The organism is Paenibacillus sp. 7541 (assembly GCF_002276395.1).
GTDB lineage: Bacteria > Bacillota > Bacilli > Paenibacillales > Paenibacillaceae > Paenibacillus_AQ > Paenibacillus_AQ campinasensis.
This window is the reverse complement of sequence record NZ_NQLZ01000007.1, coordinates 167,934-188,797: the sequence shown is the minus strand read 5'-3', so window position 1 is coordinate 188,797 and position 20,864 is coordinate 167,934. Positions and strand designations below refer to the sequence as shown.

The following is a 20,864-nucleotide window of genomic DNA, read 5'->3' as shown; positions in this document are numbered from 1 at the left end:
TTCGTTTTTGTATATAAGGTGTAAAAATGAATCATGGCATCAGCTTGTGGCTTTCAGCAGCAGATGGCGATGAATGGCCTCGGCTACGCCGTCTTCCCGGTTGCTGCCGGTGACGACCGCAGCCCGTTCTTTCACATGGGGCTCCGCATTGCCCATGGCAATGCCGAGTCCGGCCCACTGCAGCATGTCGAGATCGTTGTCATAATCGCCGGCAGCGGCAACCTCCCTCGCGGGAATGTCATGGGCGGCACATAGCCGTTCCAGCGCGCCGCGCTTGGTGACCCCGGCCGCGTTCACATCAAACCGCAGGCTGCCTGTCCGGGACAGCTGATAGCGTCCCTGCTGCTCCAGCGCCTGGTACAGCTGTTCACGGGCCGTTTGGTCGCGGCAGATGACCGCTGCTTTATAGATCGGATCACCGGTGCTGCAGATAAATTTCCGGTAATCTCCGCCCACGTCCTCCACGCGGATGAGCATCGTCTGATCCCGGTAATTCACTTCGTTCAGCTCCCGGTTGGCCCTGACGACAACATTGTGGAGCGGCCAGCGCCGGTTCATGTCATTAAGCTCCCGCACATACAGCACATTGAAGCCGTAGAAATGAATGTAGGCTCCGGCGGTTTCCGTCAGGTCCAGCAGCGTCAGCGCATCCTCTGGCAGAAGCGGAGTGCCTTCCAGCAAGTGACCGGTATCAGCATCAATCGTCACCGCTCCGTTCAGCGCGACGAGCGGGAAATTCATGCCGACCTCCCGGGCGTGCAGCCAGACGGAGGCCGGGAAGCGTCCGGAGGCAATGGTGACATTCACGCCCGCCCGCATCAGCTGCCGGATCGCTGCCATCGTCTGCGGTGTAATCATCTTGTCCGGGTTGAGCAGCGTGCCGTCCATATCCAGCGCAAGCAATTTATACATCGATCAATCCTCCGTTAACATTCACTTAAATGGTGTACATGCTGAGCGGCTCGGGAATGGCTACCGGACCGTGGAACACCCGGCTCGCCTCCTGGCGCATATATTCAAGGTTGCCGTCACCCGGAAGGTGAACGAGGACAAGCTGTTTCACATTCGCCTTGCCGGCGATCATCCCAGCCTGCTGGGCATCCATATGACCTTGACCTGATGTATGCACACTTCCTTCGCAGATCGTCGCCTCGCACAGAAAAATATCCGCATCTCTGGCCAGCTCGATCAAGGATTCGCAGTAGGAGGTATCGCCGGAGTAGACCAGCACCTTCCCCCGGTAGGTGATGCGGATGGCATAGCACATAATCGTGTGCTGCACCGGAACGAATTCGATCTCGGCTCCGGCCAGCTTGATGGTGGTCGCCGGATCAATCGTATGCACCTCCGTATGCTCGCCGTAGAGCCTGCTGTGCATATCGACGGGCTCGCTTGGCGCGTACAGCTTCAGCCGGTGGTTCATTCGGCCGTTGCGAATTGCGCCGGCTGCCGCGTATTGAAGCACGCCGAGATCCGCCATGTGATCATAGTGCAAATGCGATAAAATGACACCGGACAAATGTTCAACCTTCGTTTCATACGGAAGCCTGCTCATCACGCCGCTTCCGCAATCCAGCAGGATCTGTCCTTCCTCCGTCGTAACCAGATAGCCGGCGGTGGCGCCGCCAGCCGACGGGTATCCTCCCCAATAGCCTAAAATTTTTACATTCATGCTCACACCTCTTGTTCATGACCCAATGTTGTTACATTTGTTCTGCACGGTTACAATTGTAAGTAGGCTCTGTTATTGCTGTGTCAAGCTATTGTCAATTTTGTGTAAACGCCTGAACGCGGGGAGTCCCGTCGCTTGACTATGCCCGGAGTGCCATTTTATAGTGGGGGTTGTAATTGCAAAACGACTTGAAGTTGTACCAAAGAATGTAAAAGGGCGGACGACTTGTGAACCTAGAAGAACGCAAAAACATGGTAAGGGTATGCAGGCTGTACTATTACGAATCCTGGACGCAGGAGAAGATTGCTGCGCAGCTGGGCGTGTCCAGACCCGTCATTTCCAAGATGCTGCAAAGGGCTCGGGACGAAGGGATTGTGGAGATTGTCATTCACGATGATGACCATGAGGTATCCAAGCTGGAGAAGGAGCTGGAGCAGCTCTTCGGCCTGACGCAAGTGCTGGTGGTGCCGACGAAGGACCTGAACAAGGAGCTGATCTCGAGCGCCGTCGGAAAAGCAGCGGCCCAGTTCGTGCTGAAGCTGATCCGCAACGGGGACCGCGTCGGGGTGTCATGGGGGAATACGCTTTATCATATGGTCCGGGAGTTTCCGCTGGAGAAGAAGGAGAATGTGAAGGTCATTCCGCTTGTCGGCGGCACCGGGAATGCCCGCAATGAGATGCACTCCAACCAGATCGCGTATGAGCTGTCCAAGAAGCTCGGCGTCAGCTGCGAAACGCTGTATGCGCCTGCCGTCGTGGAGACAGAGGAGCTGAAGGAACAGATCATTCAGCTGCCCAACATCTCCTCGGTATTGCAGGAGGGAGAGCATATCGACGTGGCGCTTGTCGGGATCGGCAACCCGTATTCGATGTCAACGATGGAAAGATCCGGCTACCTCAACGAGCAGGTGCTGGCCGAGCTGAAGTCGTTGGAGGTGGTTGCCGACATCAATTCCCGGTTCATCACCCGCAGCGGCGAGGTGAGCAGCCATCCGATCAACCGGAAGGTGATCGGCCTGCCGCTGGAGCAGTTGAAGCAGACGAAGACGGTGGTAGGCATGGCATTCGGACTTCATAAAATCGATTGTATTATAGCGGCGCTGAAGGGCGGTTACATCAACATGCTGATTACGGATGAAGCCACAGCGGAGCAAATTGTGAACATACAGCAGGGGACGCCGCGAATGTCGGGGCGCAGAGGGAAGAACAAGGGCTCTTGAGCGGCCCCAGCCCGAAGAGGAGAAGAGGACACCAGGCACAGCAAGCTGCGCAGGGTGTCCTCTTTCTTGATCTCGCTCATCGTGCGTGATCCGATGCCGTCGTAATCTGTCCAGCCTGGTCCGATCGCGATCACGTAGGGCTGGTGTGCGTCTTCAGAAATTGCCGAGGGGACATGCCCTCGGCCTGCTTGAAGGCTTTGCTGAACGAATGCACATTGCTGTAGCCAACCTTCTCGGCGATCGTAGACAAGGACAGATGGTGATGAAACATCATCAGTTCTTTGGCTTTCTCCATACGATAGCGTATCTGAAACCGATGCGGGCTTACACCGAATGTCTGCTTGAACAGGCGGGAGAAATGGAACACGCTCAACACGGCCATTTTGGACAAGGTTTCCAGCGGAATGGTGGCGTTATAATGCTCCATGATATACGTAACCGCCCGCTCCATCGCCCGCTGGTGCATCGTCAGGTGAGCGTTGTCGGCGGCCCGAAGCCCCTTCAGAATCAGATAGAGGATGCGGAGCACCAGCGATTTCTGCAGCAGCGGATAATCGGGATCGCGCCGCTCGTAGGCGTGGATGATCTGCATCAGGGTGTGAAACACCTCGGCATGATTCGGAATGCGGATCACATTCGGCCAGCCGAGGGCGGAGCCGAGAATGTCCGGGCGGAGCCAGGCCAATTCCTCCTCGCTGCACTCACTGCGCCTTTTGAAATGAATCGGCACCGCTTCGTAATCCGCATAATCCAGCACGTCAAAATGAATATGGGGCATCCAGCACTCCCCCCGGGACATGACAAATTCATGCTCCAGCCCCGGCTTGAAGAGCAGAATATCGCCCGGCTCGGCAAGGAATGTCTCATTCTCCACGCGGATCGTAAGCTCCCCTCGCTCCACGTACAGCAGCTCATAGTCAAAAATGATTCTCGGCGCGAGGCGCATCCTGTCTACCCGGTGGTTCCAGGCTCTGCGAACGTTCGGGGACAGGCTTCGCATCAGGCGCTGAATCGTCGGCGGCATCGGCAGATGGTTCATCGTTTCCTCCTGATTCGCAAGATCGGATGCAATTATTCCGTCACAGACTCAATCCGTCGCTTGTTTCATGATCCCACAATAGCAAGAATGGACAACAAATCACAAGTCCTAACATCGAATAGGGGCGTCTGTCTTCGCTACAATCCAAGGTGTACACGTTGGTGAATAAACGGAACGCTGAAGATGAAGCAGGACGAATACCATGATATGAACACAAGGGAGAGCGATGAGCATGGGCAAATTTAACGGACTGGATGTCGGCTTGGGCAATTTGTATCGACTGTCAGCCGCCAAGACAAGATCCATCAGCGCGGAAAATTTTACGGGAGCGAAAGGGCAGGGCGGCATGGCCACGGAAGGAACAGGTGCGGGACCTGCGCGCGATCTGGGCCAAGGCTGGAAGGTGTCGCCATCGGTCATGATCCCGGCGGGCGAGGTGTTCACGATGGCGGAGATCGACGGCCCCGGGGCCATTCAGCATATCTGGCTGACCTGCGCGCCGGAGTGCTGGCGGCATCTGATTGTGCGGATGTATTGGGACGGGGAGAGCGAGCCGAGCGTGGAGACGCCGCTGGGGGATTTCTTCTGTAACGGCTGGTGTGAGCGCAGCAATGTGGACTCCTTGCCAGTGGCGGTGAACCCGGCTGGCGGCATGAACAGCTACTGGGTGATGCCGTTTCGCCGAAAGGCGCTGATCACGGTGGAGAACCGGATGCCTGGAGAGGTCGTGCTGTATTATCAGATCGATTATACGCTGACCTCGGTGCCCGAGGATGCAGCTTATTTTCATGCCCAGTGGAGAAGAAGCAACCCGCTTCGCTACAAGGATGTACATGTGCTGCTGGATGGCGTCCGGGGCAAGGGACATTATGTCGGCACTTATCTGGCCTGGCAGGTGAACAACAGCGGCTGGTGGGGTGAAGGGGAGATTAAATTTTACATGGATGGAGACCGGGAGTTTCCGACAATCTGTGGTACGGGCACAGAGGATTATTTCGGCGGGGCCTGGAATTTCGAGCAGCCAAGGGGCGAGTATGCCACATACTCCACCGCCTATCTGGGCTTTCATCAGCTGATCAAGCCGGACGGCTTGTACCGTAGCCAGCAGCGCTTTGGCATGTATCGCTGGCATGTGATGGACCCGATTCGCTTCGAGACCGATCTGCGCGTGAGCATCCAGGCGCTTGGCTGGCGCTCGGGCGGACGGTACTTGCCGCTGCAGGATGACATTGCGTCCGTCAGCTTCTGGTATCAGTCGGAGCCGCATGCGCCTCATCCGCCGCTGCCGGACAACGATGGGCTGGAAGTGATTTAAGCCGGGAAGGCTCGCCCTCGGCTGCTTCAACCGAGATCAATTGCGGCGGCAGGTTTCATCGAAGTCGGCTGTAGTGGCTGATTCAGCGGTGCCAGGTGAGATACCTGGAGGATGTTGAGTGGCAAACGGGAAGGACCTCGGCTCCTGCGATGTGCGGGAGTGGGGTCCTTCTGGTGCTGTTATCGGTTCAGCCGGGATGAATTTGTTGGTTTGGCGATGCCCGGGCCCGGGAATGGTGTACAATATGATTACTGCATTAACAAACGGCAAGGCCGCATGGGGTGGACCGGCCACAGCAAACGGTCCCGCTGGGAGAATCATTCCTGCGTAAGTGAGCGATAATTGAAGGGGATTAACGAAAGTGCGCATTTTATTACACGATATAAGTGATGTTCATGAACTGAAGGTCTATGATACAGCGGAGTTGTATGGGGTCAAGGGGCGGTACCGTGTGCTGGAGTTCTCCGATCAGGCGGTGCAGGGGGCGATGGATCTGGATGATCCGGCGCGGATCGTTCTTGAGTATCCAAGGGCGATCATTCATCTGATGGATGCGAACCATCCGGATTTTGAGGCTGCATTCCTGATCGGGCACGGCATCGGGACGATTGTCCGCCATTATGCCGGCCGCCGGATGACGGCAGCCGAGGTGGACCCGCGCGTGGCGGAGCTGGCCTGCACCTATTTTGGAAGTGAAGCTGAATCTGTGAGGATAGGCGACGGGCGCGAGCTGCTGGAGTGGGAGGCGGCGGATACGCTCGATTATATGATCGTGGATGCTTTTACGAAGGAAGGGACACCGCGGCATCTGGTTTCGGCAGAGTTTTTCAAGATGGCGTCGGAGAAGCTGCATGATCAGGGGGCTGTCATCATGAACCTGATTGGACGCGGGACGAAGGATCCTTATATCCGTGCAATCCATACGACGCTGCAAACGGTGTTTGCTTATACGAAGGCTTTTTTTCTGTCGGATCGCCGCACCGATATGCAAAACATCATTCTCATCGGGGCTGCGCACCCGATTAGGTATCAGGAGCGGCATATGGCCGGCTTCCGGGAGGCCGGTCTTGATGAGGGCTATATCATAACAGATCGTTTGTAAGGAAGGGATGACATACATATGGAACAAGTATTGCTGGTGCTGGTCGGCATGCTGGCCGCGGTGAGCGGGGCGATTGCCGGCCTTGGCGGCGGATTTATCATCGTGCCGGTGCTGGCGCTTATGTATACGATGCCGGTGTCCCAGATTTCGGGCACGTCGATGGCGGTTCTGTTCGTCAGCGCGATCTCCAGCACATGGGCATATGCCAGACAAAAGCGAATTGATTACCGGAGTGGCCTGGCGTTCTCGGTGGCGATGATCCCGGGCTCCGTGCTGGGAGCCTGGACGACGAGTATTGTGGACAGCCGCGTCTTTTTTATCGCGCTGGGGCTGTTCCTCATGCTGATGGCCATCGTGATCAACTTTAAGCCTACTGAGAGCCGGGGTGGATTTCTCCGGCCGACGGTGACCAGAAGCTTCATCGATGCCTCGGGCCTGGAGCATCGCTATGCGTTCAATCTGTGGTTCGGCTCGGGGGTGGCGTTTTTTGTCGGCTTTATCTCCAGCCTGTTCGGCATTGGCGGCGGCTCGGTGATGGTGCCTACCATGATTCTGTTTCTGGCGTTTCCGCCGCATATCGCGACCGCAACATCCATGTTCTCAATCCTGCTCTCCTCGCTGGTGGGCACCATCTCCCATGTCGTGCTGGATCATGTGTTATGGGGCACGTTCATCTGGCTTGCGGTTGGCGCGCTGGCAGGGGGACAAATCGGGGCGAGGCTCGCCTCCAGGATCCCGGGGCTCATCATTGTCCGGATCTTGTCGGTATGCCTGTTCCTTGTGGCGATCCGGCTGATGTTTAAAGGGTAGAGGCTATGGGAGCCGGAGACTTGCTTTCATTGCGGGACGGAAATAATAAAATTCAGAATAGGATTGACACAGACGTGTTACTAATATAACATTGCTTCAAATAGTGAAAATACGTTGAGAAGGAATAGTACGATTTTTCAAACGATCAGAGAGCTGTTGGATGGTGCGAAACAGCCGTGGAGAGAATCGGAACTCGCCTTGGAGTTGCCCGCTGAACCGTAGAAGCAAGCGTTCAATAAGTCGGATATCCCGTACTTCTGGACCCCTTGTTCAAGTAGGCGGAGCCGGAGCCTGACCGTTATCATCAGGAGGATGCCTGGTTTGTCGATGTTGACAGCCCCGTATCCGTAGAGTGCATGCCGCTTGGCATGAATTCGGAGTGGTACCGCGTAAGATATCAAAGTCTTTCGTCTCTGTTGCAGGAGATGGAAGGCTTTTTTTACATGTCTGGTCTTTAGAGGATCAGCGCATCAAGTCGATGAAGAGGAGGATAACCATGAACAATGTTGAAAAGTACGCAAGAGGATATTTTATGCCGCCGAAAACCAGCTTGAACTGGACCCAGAAGGAGTATATTACCGAGGCTCCGGTTTGGTGCAGCGTCGACCTGCGCGATGGCAACCAGGCTTTGATCGTTCCGATGAACTTGGAGGAGAAGCTGGAATACTTCCAGTTGCTTGTGGATATTGGTTTCAAGGAGATCGAGGTTGGCTTTCCCGCAGCATCGGAAACGGAGTTTGCCTTTCTGCGGACGCTGATCGAGCAGCAACTGATTCCGGACGATGTGACGATTCAGGTGCTTACCCAGTCCAGAGAGCATATTATTCGCAAAACCTTTGAATCCCTGAAAGGGGCGAAGAAGGCGGTAGTCCATCTGTACAATTCGACTTCTGTGGCCCAGCGGGAGCAGGTATTCCGCAAATCCAAGCAAGAAATCATCGACATCGCCGTGAATGGTGCGAAGCTGCTGCAGCAGTGCGCAGAGGAGACGGAAGGGAACTTCCAGTTCCAGTATTCGCCGGAGAGCTTTACAGGCACTGAAATTGAGTTTGCACTGGAAATCTGCAACCGCGTGCTGGAAGTATGGCAGCCGACAGCAGACAATCCGGTTATTATCAATCTTCCGGCGACGGTATCCATGTCCATGCCTCACGTCTACGCCAGCCAGATCGAGTATATGAGCGAGCATCTGAAATTCCGGGAGCATGTCATTCTGTCGCTGCATCCGCATAACGATAGAGGAACAGGCGTGGCGGACGCGGAGCTCGGAATGCTGGCCGGCGCGCAGCGCGTGGAAGGCACGCTGTTCGGGAACGGGGAAAGAACCGGGAATGTTGACATTGTGACGCTGGCGCTGAACATGTACTCTCACGGGGTGGATCCGAAGCTGAACTTCGAGAACATCCCGAAGATCATCTCCGTGTATGAGCGCCTGACCAAAATGCGGGTAAGCGAACGCCATCCTTACGGAGGCGAGCTGGTCTTCACCGCCTTCTCCGGTTCGCACCAGGATGCCATCGCCAAGGGCATGAAATGGCGCGAGGAGCAGCAGCCGCAGCATTGGTCGGTTCCTTATCTGCTGATTGATCCGAAGGACATCGGCAGGGAGTATGAAGGCGATATTATCCGCATTAACAGTCAGTCCGGCAAGGGCGGAATCGGCTATGTGCTGCAGCTGAAGTACGGGCTGGATCTTCCGGCGAAGATGCGGGAAAGCTTCGGCTATTTCGTGAAGAACGTATCGGACCGGCAGCAAAAGGAGCTGATGCCGGATGAAATTTACGACATTTTCGTCAGGGAATATGTGAACATCAGCGCCCCTGTCGAGTTTGTCAAATACCGCTCTGCCGAGCAGGATGATTTTCATACCATTGTCACGATTCGGACCGGTGATGAGGTGAAGGAAATCGAAGGTGCCGGCAACGGAAGACTGGATGCGATCAGCCATGCGCTGCAAGACGGCCTTGGCGTTGAATACAGCGATCTGATCTATAGCGAGCATGCCCTGGAAACAGGTTCGAAGTCGCAGGCTGTCTCCTATATCGGCATCACCGCTCCGGACGGCACCCGGTACTGGGGCTGCGGCATTGACGTAGACATTATGACCTCGTCGGTAAAAGCGCTGTTTAGCGCCGTGAATCAATTAATGCATAAAGCATAAAGCCCGCTAATGCTCGATAACGGTTCCGTTTGAGGACAGCGAGCGCGTCGTGATGGGCAGACAAGATGAAGGAAGGCGCTCGTGAAGAGTGCCTTCCTTGTTCTCGTTTCGGCCAACGGCGTGGAAGGGCGCTCCCACGCGTCTAGAGGACATCAGGCAGGCCAGAGCGCTTTTCGGCCACCAGATGACCGGTGATTGGAAGCACCGCCGCCCGCGGTCCCCCGGCAGCAGCTATTCGGAGTTTATCCGGCAACCTGACTGGAAATAGTGAGTAGTATCAGATTGTGTATTATCCGAGAAGGCAGGTTGAGTGGTGTTGGAATTATTGAAGGAGCTTCTTCTGGTCTCAGGACGAATTGTAACCATCTTCCCCTTGCTGCTGGCCATCGCGCTGTTCATGGGCAAACGGTCGGTTGGTGAATTGCCGGTGTTTGATTTTCTGGTTGTCATCGCCTTGGGTGCGGTCGTGGGCGCAGATATCGCCGATCCCAAGATTGAGCATATCCATACGGCTGTCGCCATTATCCTTATTGGGCTGCTGCAGCGAGTGGTCTCGGTATGGGCTATCAAAAGCAGAACCTTTGGCAAATGGATTACCTTCGAGCCAACCGTGGTTGTTTCCGACGGAACCCTGCTTGTGAAAAACATGCGCAAAGTTCGGTATTCGACAGACAACATCCTTCAGATGCTGCGTGAGAAGGATATCTTCCACCTGAATGACGTCGAGCTTGCCATACTGGAAGCCAACGGCAAATTGTCGGTATACAAGAAGCCGCTGAAAGCGACGGTAACCTTGGCGGATATGGGGCTGCCGGAGCCTCCGAAGGGCATAGCCTACCCGTTGATTCTTGAGGGGGCTGTCTCGGAGAAAGTATTGTCCTACCTCCATAAAGACGAGGCTTGGCTGGAAGATCAGCTGCAAGCGAAAGGGATTCAGAAGGAAGACATCTTCTACGCTTCCATCGATGACAACCTTGAACTGCATATTTCGCAAACCTCTTCAGGTCCGATTCCTCCTATTGAGCATTGAGGAGTGCGGCAAGGCGCGCGCAGGATTGGCATCCGCCGGGTCACTTTTATACATAGTCACCCCATGCGTGAACAAGAGGATAGTCGTTACAGTGAAAAAAAGATCAGGGAGCGGGCTGCCGGTGATGCCGGGCAGCCCGCTATTTGTCGTGGGCCCGTTCCGATGGGAGCGGGCCTTATGCCTGTCTCTCGCAAAGGAAGAGATGAATTCTGAAATCAGATGTGGTAGGATAAACTTGTATACTTGTTTAGTTGTATACAAGTTGGGATTTTATCTTTTGAAAGCGAGGTTAAGCGATGATCAGAGCAACGGAAGACCAGCAATATTATGAATTGACCAGCCCTGTCAGCATGCCGAAGGCATCGGGATTTCTATGGAATGAGAACATGATGATACATATGAACTGCCGCGGCTATGCGGTCGCCCAGTTTATGCAGCCGGAGCCAGCGAAGTACTCGCATGCGCCCAATCTGGAGGCCAAGACCTTCATGCAGCCGGAGCAGCCGTATTACGCGCATCATCCAGGGAGGTTCCTTTATATCAAGGATGAAGTAAGCGGTAACATCTTCTCTGCGCCTTATGAGCCGGTCCGCAAGCAGCTGGACAGCTACACCTTTGCGGTGGGCAAGCATGATATTCGGTGGAAGGTGATCAGTGACGATATTGCGGTGGAGATGACGCTCAGCCTGCCGAAGTCCGATGTGATCGAGCTGTGGAAGATCAAGGTGACCAACTTGTCCTCCAAGCCGCGCAAGCTCAGCCTGTATCCTTACTTTACCGTAGGCTATATGTCCTGGATGAATCAGTCCGGGGAGTACGTGAAGGAGCTGCAGGGCATTGTCTGCTCCTCCGTAACGCCTTATCAGAAGTATCAGGACTATGACAAAATCAAAAATTTCAGTGACAAAACCTATCTGCTCGCGGATCGTCCGCCTGTCTCCTGGGAGGTGAACCAAGAGGCGTTTGAGGGCGAAGGAGGTTTGCACGCCCCGTCTGCGCTTGCGGCAGAGACGCTGCCTTGCGGAGATGCACGCTACGAAACGCCGGTATGCGCCATGCAGTACAGGCTGGAGATGGCTGCTGGCGAGCAGCAGCAGTACCGCTTCCTGTTCGGCCCGGCCCGGAATGAGGCCGAGATTGAAGGGATACGCAAGGCGTATTTCCTAGAGCAGAACGCCGATGGTCTGGACGGCTTCGAAGCGGCAGGGCCGGAATACGCCGCCTACGTGGGCGAGGGCCAAGGCAGCATTCAGATTCGCACTCCGGACAGCTGGCTGGACAATTTTGTGAACCACTGGCTGCCAAGACAGATGTATTATCACGGCGTGACGAACCGGCTGACGACTGACCCGCAGACGCGAAATTACCTGCAGGATAACATGGGCATGAGCTATATCAAGCCAACGATTGCCCGAGGCGCTTTTCTGACGGCGCTGTCGCAGCAGGAAGCAAGCGGCGCGATGCCGGACGGCATCATTCTGCATCCGGATGCAGAGCTGAAATATATCAATCAGGTTCCGCATACCGACCACTGCGTATGGCTGCCGGTATGCCTGAGCACTTATCTGGACGAAACGAATGATTACAGCATTTTGGAAGAGAAAGTGCCGTTTAAGGACAGCGAGGAGCTGGCGACGGTATTTGAGCACATTACCCTGGCCATGCACTGGCTGATCCGCGACCGGGATGACCGCGGGCTCAACTATATTAATCAGGGGGACTGGTGTGACCCGATGAATATGGTTGGCTATAAGGGCAAAGGGGTATCAGGCTGGCTCACGATTGCGACCGCGTATGCCTTCAAGGTATGGGCCGACATATGCGAGCAGAGCGGACATCCGCAGGCAGCCCGGGAGTTCAGACAAGCGGCGGATGAAACGAATGAGACCGCGAACCGCTATCTGTGGGATGGGAATTGGTATGCGCGCGGAATTACGGATGACAATGTTGTGTTCGGCATCAGCACAGACAAGGAAGGCCGCATTTACATCAATCCGCAGGGCTGGGCGCTGATGAGCGGAGCCGCTGACGAAGACAAGCGCAAGAAGCTGATTCAGGCAGTACACGAGCAGCTCGAAAGTCCTTATGGCGTGGAGAAGCTGGCGCCTTCCTTCACCGCCATGCGCGAGGACGTTGGGCGGGTCACGCAGAAGCATCCGGGCAGTGCGGAGAACGGGGCGGTCTACAACCATGCGGCGGCATTTTATATTTATGCGCTGTATCTGGTCGGCGAGCGTGAGAATGCGTATCGTCTGCTGCGCAAAATGATTCCGGGTCCGGACCTGGATGATATTATGCAGCGCGGCCAGATGCCGGTGTTTATCCCGAACTATTATCGCGGTGCGTACAGACAGTTTCCGCGCACAGCCGGACGGTCGAGCCATCTGTTCAACACCGGAACCGTGCCATGGGTGTACCGCTGCCTGATCGACGGCCTGTTCGGGCTGCAGGGCACTCCGGAAGGATTGCGCGTTCGTCCGCAGCTTCCAGAGGCGTGGCATGAGGCAAGCGTCACGCGCCTGTTCCGCGGTGCGGAGCTGAAGGTGAATTTCAAGCGTGAGGCTGGCGTAAGCGATGTGGAGGTTTATGTGAACGGAAGCCTGATCGAGGGCAACGTCATCACCGGTGTAGAGGCTGGTCAGCAGTACGAAGTGCTGGTGAAGCTTCCTTAGACACATATTCGCCCCGTGCGGCAGCTCTCCAGCGCACGCTGTTTCGCCGCATGGTTGGGGTCGGTCGACCCCATGCAAGATAAGACAAGAGCCCGCTCCTGCTTGAGCACTTCAAGCGGGAGCGGGCTTGTTATGTATGGACCGAGATGTTGAAGGTGGTGTGAATTTTCATGTGGATAAGTACGGATCGCTAGCAGGGAGAAGGAACCTATCAGGCATCACACTGCACGTTGAATTTGTTGCCGTCCGGGTCGAAGAAGTTCAAGAACTTGTTGCCTACGCCGTCGTCAACGATGCTCTCCACCGTAACGTTGTGTTCCTTCAGATGAGCATACAGCTTCTCGATATCCCGCGTCTGAAAGCCGATCACATTATGTGTCTCGCCGTTCTTGGTGAAGTTGGCCTGAGTGTCGTCAGCGGTCTCTACCAAAAACAGCATCTGTCCGGATGGTAGATTAAGCTGGGCCAATGCTTCCTCCGGCATGTGCCACGCAAGCTTGAGGCCGAGCACCTCTTGAAACCAGGCCGCCGACTTTTCGATATGGCGAACCGGAATTTCATTGTATAGAATTTGTTCCAGCATAACTTGTCCCCTTTCCTGGCATTTTTTGATAGTATACCGGATTTGAGGCCTCAGTTAAATATTAGATTCCTTTCTAGGAAAAGACCGGCGGACATTCCTGTAGGTTTATGCTCGCCCGTGTTCGCCTATGTGCGTCTGGTGATAGCGTAGCGGCCGTAGGTCGGGTCGAAGCGATTAGGCTTGTTCTGCGCCTGTCAGGCGCTTTCGAGCGGCGGACCGGGTGATGTCACCGGGGGATGTCTATAGGGGGTCACTCAGCCGAAGCTCCCGGGGCACGGAATGGGCGTCGCCAGATCAGCGTACTGCCGTCCGTTCATCACGTGCGCGTTCCCGGGAGCGCATCGGCATGTTAGGCGTTGCTTGTGCCTGTGTCTGAGCCAGTAATCCATACCCATTGCTGGCTGGGATAGAAGTGAGAACCATTCCAGTTGAGCTCGTTCATGAAATAGCCGAGTCCGTCGGCGTTATACCGCCCCGTTATTCGCTGCAGCGCCATCAGCTCATAGCGTCCGTCCCGGTCAAAATCAACGGGGTACAGGCCGCCAAGCGGATTCACATCGCCCTGAATCGGCTCCTTGAGCTTTCCGTCCGGGGTGTAGATTTCAGATAAATAAGCCTCGCCTTTATAAGTTAAGTCGATGATGTACGTGGAAGCGGGGGTAGCGCTGGTGGCTCTGACCTTGTAGCCGTCCTCGTAGTTGATGCTGTAAGCATGGGCTTGATTGTATAATTCATAGTCGAACAGCAAGCGGGGCTGGTTGTTAAGATACGAGAAGACGTAAGCATAGATGAAGCCGCCTGAGCCGCCGGAATCGATAACGATAAGGATGTCGCTGGCACCATCTCCGGTATAATCGGCCAACTGGATCGTCGGATTGTATCCTGAATTTTGTTTTAGCGGGATGGTGCTAATCCGGCCAGTCCGTCCGTCGCGGATGTGTAACGTAATATTTTCATAAAAAGGGCTGTCTGCTTGAGAGTCCCCGGTCAGATAGACAAGATCGAGAATCCGGTCTCCATTCACATCGCCAAGCTTCTGGTCTAACACAGGCATGCTCACGATCCCTCCTCGGGCTGTAGGTATATGGCCAGTGTATTCTCGACTGCAGCGAAGGTGACAGAAGCCCAGGAAGATACAGGACGTGAGGGGGGGCGCAGTATCCAGAAAGGCCTGGAATCCAGAAAGGCGTAGAATTCATTAAGGCCTAAGAAGGGACAGAAGTCCAGGAAGAGGACAGGACGTGAGGGTTGGGGGGCGGTATCCCGAAAGGCCTAGAATCCAGAAAGCTGCCGCGTTTTCAAGGACTTAAGTACCCGTTCGGTTCCAGGTACAGACAGCGGAACTGCCGCTAACGGGAGGGTGGCGGTACAAGGGGGAAACTTTTACAGTTTGTGGGGATGGGGTTTTTGTGTTACTATTTTGGGTGTCTGCGCCGCCGAAAACGAGATTCTAGCATTAAATTGGATGGAAATTACATTTTAACAATATCCCGGAGTGGTGCAATTTTCATATTAATTCTATTATAATAGGGAAAGCATCTTTTAATTAGGAGCCTGGAAATGAAAAAGCTAGGAAGAAACGATTTATGTCACTGCGGAAGCGGGAAGAAGTACAAGAAATGTTGTCTGGAGAAGGATCAGCATAGGGAACGCCATACCGTTCGCGGTAAAGTGATCCAGTTCCCGGGTTCGAAACCGGCTAGTGCCATGAAGCCAGAGGCTGAGCGTCTATGGCAAATGCTGAATGATAAGCTGGTATGGCTGGATTGGAAAGCTGATGAGCATCGCGAGCTTGCGGAAAGCGTATTCCCGCAGATCTGCCGCGATTACAAGCTCAAGGATGAGGACACGCTGTTCAAGGTGTTCAGCCTGCTTCTGATCTGGAACAACTTCTCGAAGGAAGTGAATCCAAGCTATCGCAAGCCAGGGGGATACGCGGCTGCACTCGAGCATTTGGCAACCTCGCTGCTTGAGCTGCCGGTAACGAAATCCGAGCTGGCGAAGAAGCATGAAGTATCTCCGGCAACATTGAATCGCTACAGCAGCCAGATTTCCGAATTCATGGACGGTGTAGCGGCATCGGATGGTGCGCCGGCTGGCCAGGGAAACGAAGGCTCCGGCAACTAGAATAGACAGGGACTTTCATAAGAGCTTACTTTCTGAATATGATGGACAAGATGTCCCGCGAACGAAAGCGGTTATCCGTACATATGATGTTGTAATTTTGGGGGTCCTGTTATTCTGGCGGCCGCTCCGACAGGGGCGGCTTTTTCACGCTCTCGCATTCAATTTCACAATGTCGCAGGGCAGTATAGGAATTAAATTTTGTGGGAGTTCGTATTCGTCTCGAGGTTGCTCATACAACCTCGCGTTTTTTGTATCATTTGTCATACAAAGGGATGCATTTATGCGATAAAATGGACCGTTTTGTACGATTTCTCACACAAAATCGGAGGTTGGATAGGGATGCTAAGGTGATTTGTACGATCAATCGTACAAATGGCTTGTCATCCCTGGATTTAGCATAGGATTTGTACGATCAATCGTACAAATCTTCATGTGGCGAAGCATGGAAGCACGTCCCATCCTTTCTGCCGGAGCAGGCGGGGCGGGTGTGCTTTTTTGTCGTTGCATGCAAAAAAATCCGCCCATCCCTTCACAGGTGGAAGAGTGGGCGGATGGCTATATGGTTCGACTCGGGGCGCGTCAGACTGCCTCATTGGCGGTCGGGCCCTTGCGCTGTGCCATAAGTGCGGATCAGCGACCGCTTTGCGTCACCACGCCCTGGAGCCGCCGCATTGCCGCCGCGACGAGCGGTCAGCGGAGCGTGACCGGAATTTCCTTGACGCCACGCACGATCATGCCAGGCCTCCATTCCAGTTCTTCCGGCTTTGCGGCGAGCGCGATATGCGGGTACCGCCTGAGCAGAGTCTGGATCGCAATCTCTCCTTCCAGGCGGGCCAGCGGCGCCCCCAAGCACAGATGGATGCCGGTGCCAAAGGCAAGATGCGGGCTCTTCTCCTTGGTGATATCAAACACATCCGCATCGCCGAACTGCTCCTCATCCCGATTGGCTGAGTCGAGGGCGACGATAACGAGATCGCCTTTGGCTATCGAATGGCCATGAAAGTCGATATCCTCGCTGGCCCAGCGGGAGGTGCTGAATTCCACAGGACCATTGTATCTGAGCATTTCCTCAATCGCGTTATGAATGTATTCCGGATGTTGAAGAAGCAGTTCCTTCTGCTCCGGATGCTCCATGAGAGCAAGCATGCCGTTGCCGATCAGGTTGACGGTCGTTTCATGCCCCGCAATGATCAGCAGGGTGACCACGCCATATAGCTCCTCCTCGGTTAACTGATCCCCGGCCTCTTCCGCCATCAGCAGTTCGCTGATCAGATCCTTCCCGGGATTTTGCCGCACCTGGGCGAACCAATCGCGCAAATAGTCGATAAATTCCTTGGCATGCTGCTGAAAAGTCGCGGCGTCTTCATTGCCGGAGCCGATGATGGTGTTGGACCATGTACGGAATTTGTCCCGGTCCTCGAGCGGCACCCCGAGTATTTCGCTAATCACAATAATCGGCAGCGGGAAGGCGTAGTCGTCGATCAAGTTCATCTGCTCGCGTCCGGACACCTGGTCCAGAAGATCGTTGGCAATATCCTCGATGTGGCTGCGCATGCCGGCAATCATTTTCGGAGTAAAAGCTTTCTGCACAAGCCCCCGCAGACGGCGGTGGTCCGGCGGATCGGAGAACAGCATGTTGTTCGTGAACACGCTGCGGCTCTCGGGCCCGTACCGTTTGACCATATCCTTGCTAAAGCGCGAATCCTTCAGCACTTCAACCGCATGGTTGTACTTGCTGATGATCCATCCGGGCTCTCCGCTCGGGAACACAACCTTGTAGATCGGAAACGCATGGCGCAGCTTTTTATAATCGGGATAAGGATTGTGTGTAAAGGCTGCGGTGAACAACTCCGGCGGGTGGACCTCATTGCTATTCAACATGACGATCTCCTTTCTGTGCGGCACCTTGCTCACGATTCGCCGCTGTGATATGCGAACTTCTGGGATAAAGCACATGATATATATTCCATTTTTTAATTGTCAAAACCTTTATTTGTAAAGAGTATCTTTATGACAAAATTGTGACGGACGTCACTTTGACCTGCATTTGGACACGAATCGGCACCCATGTAAAGAAATTGTATAGCAGCATCCTATAACCTAGGTCTATAGACTTATGTAATTAGGGTGATGTCCATGACAAAAGAGTATTTCGAAGAAATGAGAAAGTTCAGCCACAATGATGATATGAGATACAAACTGCTGATGCGCGGGGTCCGGCAGCTGTATGAAGAAAGACAGAAGGAGAAGAACCCGCTCGGTATTCTTCGTCGTCGCAAAAGAAATCGGTCAGTCCGCGTCGGCAAATGGTAAACCAGTAGCCATCAAATGAAAGTTTGACAGCAGAAGAAAACCTATTGTACAGTATTAGTCAAAAGAATAGGAAGTCCACTAGGGGAGCCGTCAGCGGCTGAGACAGGAGCATATCCTGGACCCTTTGAACCTGATCTAGTTCGTACTAGCGTAGGAAAGTGGAGCCTTCATAATACAGGATGGCAGCGTCACTTGACGTTGTCGGTCCTATGCGATGAAGCCGCTCCAGTTTTCGGGGCGGCTTTTTTGGTTGTCCACGAAAATCGGTGATCACGGGACTCCCTGCTCTTTATTTTTCAGGAGGTGGGGTATACATGCGTTTTTCAGAGGAGCTTCGCCGCGAGGCGGACGGTATTTTTGAGGCTATTTTTCAACATCCCTTTGTCAGAGGTATTGCCGAAGGACAGCTGGGCAAGGAGCAGCTGACCCATTACGTCAAGCAGGATTTCGAGTATTTAAATGCCTATATGCGGATTTATGGCATCGCGATTTCCAAATGTGCGAACCGGGAGGACATCGCGGCATTTAACGAGCAGATCTCGTTTATTCTGAACAGTGAGATTCACCCGCATCATAATTTTTGTACGGTCGCTGGCGTCAGTTACGAGGAATTGCAGGGTTACCCGCTGGCGCCTTCCGCACATCACTATATCCGTCACATGCTGACGGTGGCGCACGAGGGCAGTTTGGGCGAGATTATGGCGGTGCTGCTGCCATGCCCATGGACGTACCTGGAAATCGGCCGCAGGCTGATGGAGCAAGTGAACCCGGATGAGAATCATCCGTTCCAGGAATGGATTCAGTTCTACGGCAGCCGGGCGGGAGGTGCCACGGATAAATTTCGTCAAAGGGTGGATGCCTGGGCGGAAACGGCAACGGCGGATGAGCGCAGACGGATGAAGGAGCATTTTATGCTCAGCTGCCAGCTGGAGTATATGTTCTGGGATATGGCTTATAAGCTGGAGGCGTGGCCGGTGCCGATGCCGGAAGCGATCTCCCGGCCTGTACAGCCGATCTGAGTATGTAGGAGGCAGGATGATATGAGTCTGTTGGAACAAAAGCTTTCTGGACTTCTCACTAAGGTGCGAAATGAGAAGCCGCTCGTTCATAACATGACCAACGTCGTTGTTACGAATTTTACGGCAAATGGCCTTTATGCGCTGGGCGCTTCGCCTGTAATGGCTTATGCTCCGGAGGAAGTGGCCGATATGGCCAAGATCGCCGGTGCCCTCGTGCTGAACATTGGGACGCTCAGCCGTGAACAGGTCGATGCAATGATTATTGCTGGGCAATCCGCCAATGCTCACGGCGTACCGGTCTTGCTGGACCCGGTTGGCGCCGGGGCAACCCCTTTCCGTACGGAGTCGTCGCTTCGAATTATGCAAGAGGTCAACGTTGCGCTGGTCAGAGGCAATGCGGCTGAAATCGCCCATCTGATCGGAGAGAGCCGGAGCATTCGCGGCGTGGATGCAGGGGATGACGAATCGAGCAGCGGCCATTCCGAGCTTGCAGTTCGGGCTTCACGCAAGCTGGACACCGTCGTGGCCATTACCGGAGCGGAGGATGTCATTACAGATGGGGACACGTTACGGGTGGTTCGTGGCGGAGATGCCAGACTGACTAAGATAACGGGAGCAGGCTGTCTATTGACCTCGGTGCTTGGCGCCTTTGCCGCGGTGGAGCCGGACGTGCTGCTTGCCGGTACAGCTGGGCTGGCCTTCTACGGGGCAGCGGCTTTCCGAGCGGGGGCACGCACGACAGATCTGGGGCCGGGCAGCTTCCAGACAGCCTTCCTGGATGAACTGGACCGGCTTGCACCGGACTCGCTGACCGGGCATGCGACGGTGCAGGATTATGCGGCAACGGGGGGAATAACATCATGATGAATGAGCACAGGGTATATAAAGCGCTGACGATTGCGGGCTCCGACAGCGGAGGCGGTGCCGGCATCCAGGCGGATCTTAAGACTTTTCAGGAGCTGGGAGCCTATGGCATGTCGGCCATCACGGCCATTACGGTACAGAATACGCTCGGCGTCCAAGGGGTCTATCCGCTGCCGGCGGAAGCATCTGCAGAGCAAATTCATGCGGTCGGCACCGATATCGGGGTCGATGCGCTGAAGACCGGGATGCTGTTCAGTGCCGAGATTATACGGCTGGTAGCGGAGCAAATAAGAGCTTTTGGCTGGGAGAAGGTGGTCGTTGATCCGGTGATGATTGCCAAGGGAGGCGCGGAGCTGCTTCAGATGGAAGCGATCCAGGCGCTGAAGGAGGAGCTGCTGCCGCTAGCGATGGTCGTTACGCCGAATATTCCGGAAGCGGAGGCGCTGGCGGATATGAAGATTCGGACGATGGAGGACCGCCGAGAGGCTGCGAGACGTATTCATCAGTCCGGGCCGAAGATGATTGTCATCAAGGGCGGCCATGATGAAGAGGGCGGGAGCAGCCAGGTGCTGGACCTGTTCTATGACGGCTCATCCTTCACAGAGCTGATAGGCAAAAGGGTAACGACCACGCATACACACGGAACAGGCTGTACTTTCTCAGCTGCAATTACGGCTGGTCTGGCGAAGGGCATCTCTCCATCGCAGGCGATTCTGGATGCCAAAGCCTTCATCCAGGCTGCGATTGAGGATGAGCTGGGAATCGGCCACGGTCATGGTCCAACCAACCATTGGGCCTACCGCCGCCGCAATGGGATGCTTGTATAATCAGGATCAAGCAACCAGGCATTATAGCTGAATATGTACATGAGATAGATAGACAAGCTTCGATATCGATAGATATCGGGGCTTGTTTTTTATTATGGAAAAATTATAGA

General features: G+C 54.6%; 18 protein-coding genes, 1 riboswitch and 1 other annotated feature. Of the genes, 12 read left to right on the top strand and 6 right to left on the bottom strand.

Annotated features, from left to right (window positions below):
• Nucleotides 1–39 precede the first annotated feature (39 nt).
• Both CHH75_RS05735 and CHH75_RS05730 read right to left on the bottom strand, forming a co-directional pair.
• Nucleotides 40–912, bottom strand: a complete 873-nt coding sequence (locus tag CHH75_RS05735; protein ID WP_095397666.1) for a Cof-type HAD-IIB family hydrolase — start codon at nt 910–912, stop codon at nt 40–42.
• A gap of 25 nt (nt 913–937) precedes the next feature.
• The gene (locus CHH75_RS05730) at nt 938–1,672 is read right to left on the bottom strand and encodes an MBL fold metallo-hydrolase (protein WP_095265562.1); all 735 of its coding nucleotides are present in this window, start codon (nt 1,670–1,672) and stop codon (nt 938–940) included.
• A gap of 227 nt (nt 1,673–1,899) precedes the next feature.
• Between CHH75_RS05730 and CHH75_RS05725 the strand changes: the two genes are divergently transcribed.
• Complete coding sequence (locus tag CHH75_RS05725) at nt 1,900–2,892, top strand: sugar-binding transcriptional regulator (RefSeq protein ID WP_255222969.1); 993 nt, start codon at nt 1,900–1,902, stop codon at nt 2,890–2,892.
• A 130-nt stretch (nt 2,893–3,022) separates the two neighbouring features.
• Here CHH75_RS05725 and CHH75_RS05720 read toward each other — a convergent pair whose 3' ends face one another.
• On the bottom strand, nt 3,023–3,931 hold the full coding sequence (locus CHH75_RS05720; RefSeq protein ID WP_095265560.1) for an AraC family transcriptional regulator: 909 nt from the start codon (nt 3,929–3,931) through the stop codon (nt 3,023–3,025).
• Nucleotides 3,932–4,163: 232 nt separating this feature from the next.
• Between CHH75_RS05720 and CHH75_RS05715 the strand changes: the two genes are divergently transcribed.
• The 6 genes from CHH75_RS05715 to CHH75_RS05685 all read left to right on the top strand — a co-directional run bounded on the left by CHH75_RS05715 (nt 4,164) and on the right by CHH75_RS05685 (nt 13,021).
• Nucleotides 4,164–5,246 carry a glycoside hydrolase family 172 protein gene (locus CHH75_RS05715; RefSeq protein WP_095397664.1) on the top strand — a complete coding sequence of 361 codons (1,083 nt, stop codon included), beginning with the start codon at nt 4,164–4,166 and terminating at the stop codon, nt 5,244–5,246.
• A 361-nt stretch (nt 5,247–5,607) separates the two neighbouring features.
• On the top strand, nt 5,608–6,348 hold the full coding sequence (locus CHH75_RS05705) for a spermidine synthase (protein ID WP_095397663.1): 741 nt from the start codon (nt 5,608–5,610) through the stop codon (nt 6,346–6,348).
• 18 nt (nt 6,349–6,366) lie between these two features.
• Nucleotides 6,367–7,158 (top strand): sulfite exporter TauE/SafE family protein, encoded by a 792-nt coding sequence (locus CHH75_RS05700; RefSeq protein ID WP_095397662.1) that lies wholly within the window; start codon nt 6,367–6,369, stop codon nt 7,156–7,158.
• 105 nt (nt 7,159–7,263) lie between these two features.
• Nucleotides 7,264–7,576, top strand: a binding site (T-box leader).
• A 78-nt stretch (nt 7,577–7,654) separates the two neighbouring features.
• On the top strand, nt 7,655–9,319 hold the full coding sequence (gene leuA / locus CHH75_RS05695) for a 2-isopropylmalate synthase (protein ID WP_095397661.1): 1,665 nt from the start codon (nt 7,655–7,657) through the stop codon (nt 9,317–9,319).
• Nucleotides 9,320–9,635: 316 nt separating this feature from the next.
• On the top strand, nt 9,636–10,349 hold the full coding sequence (locus CHH75_RS05690) for a DUF421 domain-containing protein (RefSeq protein ID WP_141235815.1): 714 nt from the start codon (nt 9,636–9,638) through the stop codon (nt 10,347–10,349).
• A gap of 296 nt (nt 10,350–10,645) precedes the next feature.
• Nucleotides 10,646–13,021 carry a GH36-type glycosyl hydrolase domain-containing protein gene (locus tag CHH75_RS05685; protein WP_095397660.1) on the top strand — a complete coding sequence of 792 codons (2,376 nt, stop codon included), beginning with the start codon at nt 10,646–10,648 and terminating at the stop codon, nt 13,019–13,021.
• 211 nt (nt 13,022–13,232) lie between these two features.
• Here CHH75_RS05685 and CHH75_RS05680 read toward each other — a convergent pair whose 3' ends face one another.
• Entirely contained in the window at nt 13,233–13,604 is a 372-nt protein-coding gene (locus CHH75_RS05680; RefSeq protein ID WP_095397659.1) for a VOC family protein, read from the bottom strand.
• Nucleotides 13,605–13,953: 349 nt separating this feature from the next.
• Complete coding sequence (locus CHH75_RS05675) at nt 13,954–14,658, bottom strand: FG-GAP-like repeat-containing protein (protein WP_095265547.1); 705 nt, start codon at nt 14,656–14,658, stop codon at nt 13,954–13,956.
• Between the two features lie 506 nt (nt 14,659–15,164).
• On the opposite strand from CHH75_RS05675, the gene CHH75_RS05670 reads away from it, so the two are divergent.
• The gene (locus CHH75_RS05670; RefSeq protein WP_095265546.1) at nt 15,165–15,731 is read left to right on the top strand and encodes an SEC-C metal-binding domain-containing protein; all 567 of its coding nucleotides are present in this window, start codon (nt 15,165–15,167) and stop codon (nt 15,729–15,731) included.
• 690 nt (nt 15,732–16,421) lie between these two features.
• Here CHH75_RS05670 and CHH75_RS05665 read toward each other — a convergent pair.
• Nucleotides 16,422–17,609: a cytochrome P450 family protein gene (locus tag CHH75_RS05665; RefSeq protein ID WP_413773621.1), complete on the bottom strand. Its 1,188-nt coding sequence runs from the start codon at nt 17,607–17,609 to the stop codon at nt 16,422–16,424.
• A 309-nt stretch (nt 17,610–17,918) separates the two neighbouring features.
• Here CHH75_RS05665 and CHH75_RS25200 point away from each other — a divergent pair, with 309 nt between their 5' ends.
• From CHH75_RS25200 to thiD, 4 genes are all read left to right on the top strand, one after another.
• Nucleotides 17,919–18,044: a hypothetical protein gene (locus tag CHH75_RS25200; RefSeq protein ID WP_255222968.1), complete on the top strand. Its 126-nt coding sequence runs from the start codon at nt 17,919–17,921 to the stop codon at nt 18,042–18,044.
• 70 nt (nt 18,045–18,114) lie between these two features.
• Nucleotides 18,115–18,218, top strand: a riboswitch (TPP riboswitch).
• A 140-nt stretch (nt 18,219–18,358) separates the two neighbouring features.
• Nucleotides 18,359–19,063 carry a thiaminase II gene (gene tenA, locus CHH75_RS05660; RefSeq protein ID WP_095397658.1) on the top strand — a complete coding sequence of 235 codons (705 nt, stop codon included), beginning with the start codon at nt 18,359–18,361 and terminating at the stop codon, nt 19,061–19,063.
• A 21-nt stretch (nt 19,064–19,084) separates the two neighbouring features.
• Nucleotides 19,085–19,927, top strand: a complete 843-nt coding sequence (thiM, locus tag CHH75_RS05655) for a hydroxyethylthiazole kinase (protein ID WP_095397657.1) — start codon at nt 19,085–19,087, stop codon at nt 19,925–19,927.
• Entirely contained in the window at nt 19,927–20,754 is an 828-nt protein-coding gene (thiD, locus tag CHH75_RS05650) for a bifunctional hydroxymethylpyrimidine kinase/phosphomethylpyrimidine kinase (protein WP_095397696.1), read from the top strand. Before thiM ends, thiD begins: the two co-directional genes overlap by 1 nt.
• The last annotated feature ends 110 nt before the right edge of the window (nt 20,755–20,864 follow it).

What these genes read in the sequence shown, in the direction of transcription:
- CHH75_RS05675 (WP_095265547.1), bottom strand. Translation starts at nt 14,658, where the DNA reads ATGCCTGTGTTAGACCAGAAGCTTGGCGATGTGAATGGAGACCGGATT.
- CHH75_RS05720 (WP_095265560.1), bottom strand. Translation starts at nt 3,931, where the DNA reads ATGAACCATCTGCCGATGCCGCCGACGATTCAGCGCCTGATGCGAAGC.
- CHH75_RS05680 (WP_095397659.1), bottom strand. Translation starts at nt 13,604, where the DNA reads ATGCTGGAACAAATTCTATACAATGAAATTCCGGTTCGCCATATCGAA.
- CHH75_RS05715 (WP_095397664.1), top strand. Translation starts at nt 4,164, where the DNA reads ATGGGCAAATTTAACGGACTGGATGTCGGCTTGGGCAATTTGTATCGA.
- thiD (WP_095397696.1), top strand. Translation starts at nt 19,927, where the DNA reads ATGAATGAGCACAGGGTATATAAAGCGCTGACGATTGCGGGCTCCGAC.
- CHH75_RS05685 (WP_095397660.1), top strand. Translation starts at nt 10,646, where the DNA reads ATGATCAGAGCAACGGAAGACCAGCAATATTATGAATTGACCAGCCCT.
- CHH75_RS05700 (WP_095397662.1), top strand. Translation starts at nt 6,367, where the DNA reads ATGGAACAAGTATTGCTGGTGCTGGTCGGCATGCTGGCCGCGGTGAGC.
- thiM (WP_095397657.1), top strand. Translation starts at nt 19,085, where the DNA reads ATGAGTCTGTTGGAACAAAAGCTTTCTGGACTTCTCACTAAGGTGCGA.
- CHH75_RS05730 (WP_095265562.1), bottom strand. Translation starts at nt 1,672, where the DNA reads ATGAATGTAAAAATTTTAGGCTATTGGGGAGGATACCCGTCGGCTGGC.
- leuA (WP_095397661.1), top strand. Translation starts at nt 7,655, where the DNA reads ATGAACAATGTTGAAAAGTACGCAAGAGGATATTTTATGCCGCCGAAA.
- CHH75_RS05670 (WP_095265546.1), top strand. Translation starts at nt 15,165, where the DNA reads ATGAAAAAGCTAGGAAGAAACGATTTATGTCACTGCGGAAGCGGGAAG.
- tenA (WP_095397658.1), top strand. Translation starts at nt 18,359, where the DNA reads ATGCGTTTTTCAGAGGAGCTTCGCCGCGAGGCGGACGGTATTTTTGAG.
- CHH75_RS05735 (WP_095397666.1), bottom strand. Translation starts at nt 912, where the DNA reads ATGTATAAATTGCTTGCGCTGGATATGGACGGCACGCTGCTCAACCCG.
- CHH75_RS25200 (WP_255222968.1), top strand. Translation starts at nt 17,919, where the DNA reads ATGAGATACAAACTGCTGATGCGCGGGGTCCGGCAGCTGTATGAAGAA.